The organism is Methylotenera sp., assembly GCF_030653755.1.
Classification (GTDB): domain Bacteria; phylum Pseudomonadota; class Gammaproteobacteria; order Burkholderiales; family Methylophilaceae; genus Methylotenera.
This window is the reverse complement of sequence record NZ_JAURYU010000010.1, coordinates 1-1,214: the sequence shown is the minus strand read 5'-3', so window position 1 is coordinate 1,214 and position 1,214 is coordinate 1. Positions and strand designations below refer to the sequence as shown.

Sequence of the window (1,214 nt, the reverse complement as noted above, 5' to 3'; positions counted from 1 at the left end):
TGCCAAACATGTACCGAATCACATTCATGTGATTAATGCCGGAGATGGCCGCCACTCACACCCCACACAAGGTTTGCTGGACATGTTTACCATACGTAAATACAAGCCAGACTTACACAATTTAAGAGTGGCTATTGTGGGTGATGTTCTGCATTCTCGAGTTGCACGCTCGGAAATTCATGCGCTTACCACACTTGGTGTGCCAGAAGTACGTGTGATAGCGCCAAAAACTCTACTCCCAGCCCACGTGGAAAAACTGGGTGTACATGTATTTCATGACATAAAAGCAGGACTCAAAGATGTAGATGTGGTGATGATGTTACGTCTGCAAAACGAACGTATGAATGGTGCAATGTTACCAAGCTCGCAAGAATATTTTAAAACTTACGGCCTCACGCAGGAGAAATTGAATCTGGCGAAACCAGACGCCATCGTGTTGCACCCTGGCCCAATGAACCGTGGCGTAGAAATTGATTCCAGCGTAGCTGATGGCGCGCAGTCAGTCATACTGCCACAAGTCACCTACGGCATTGCGATTCGCATGGCGGTAATGGCCATGCTGGCTGGCGGGCAAGGAGGCCAAGCATGAAAATTCTCATTAAGAATGGTCGAGTCATTGACCCAAAAAACAATATCGACAGTAAACTCGATGTGTTTATAGCCGCTGGCAAAATTATCGCGCTAGGAAAAACACCCGATGGCTTTGTTGCTAACCAAACCATTGACGCCAGTGGTTTAGTTGTTTGCCCAGGCTTGGTCGATTTGTCTACAAGGCTGAGAGAGCCTGGCAATGAATATAAAGCAACATTAGAAAGTGAATTGCAAGCCGCTGTGGCTGGCGGAGTAACCAGCCTGGCTTGTCAACCTGACACTAATCCTGTGTTGGATGAACCAGGTTTGGTGGAAATGTTAAAGCACAGAACCAAACAGCTCAACCTTGCACGCGTGTACCCGCTAGGTGCACTCACGCGACAACTACAGGGCAAAGAGCTTGCTGAAATGGGCGCACTGCGTGAGGCAGGCTGTGTGGGCTACTCACAGGCAAACATTGCGATTACCGACACCCAAGTACTGTGGCGCGCGATGGAATACGCTGCGACATTTGGTTTTACTTTATTTTTACACGCAGAAGAACCCTTTTTAGCCAAAGGTGGCGTGGCGCACGATGGTGAAGTCGCTAGCAGGCTAGGCTTAAAAGGCATTCCTAGCGCTGC

1 protein-coding gene and 1 pseudogene are annotated in these 1,214 nt (G+C 48.7%); both read left to right on the top strand.

What is annotated here, in order from left to right; genetic code table 11:
* A partial coding sequence (locus tag Q7U33_RS01695) for an aspartate carbamoyltransferase catalytic subunit (protein ID WP_304857817.1) occupies positions 1-589 on the top strand: 589 nt, incomplete at its 5' end.
* Positions 586-1,214 (top strand): annotated as a pseudogene (locus tag Q7U33_RS01690) (dihydroorotase); the annotation flags it as partial. The gene Q7U33_RS01695 and the pseudogene Q7U33_RS01690, both read left to right, overlap by 4 nt.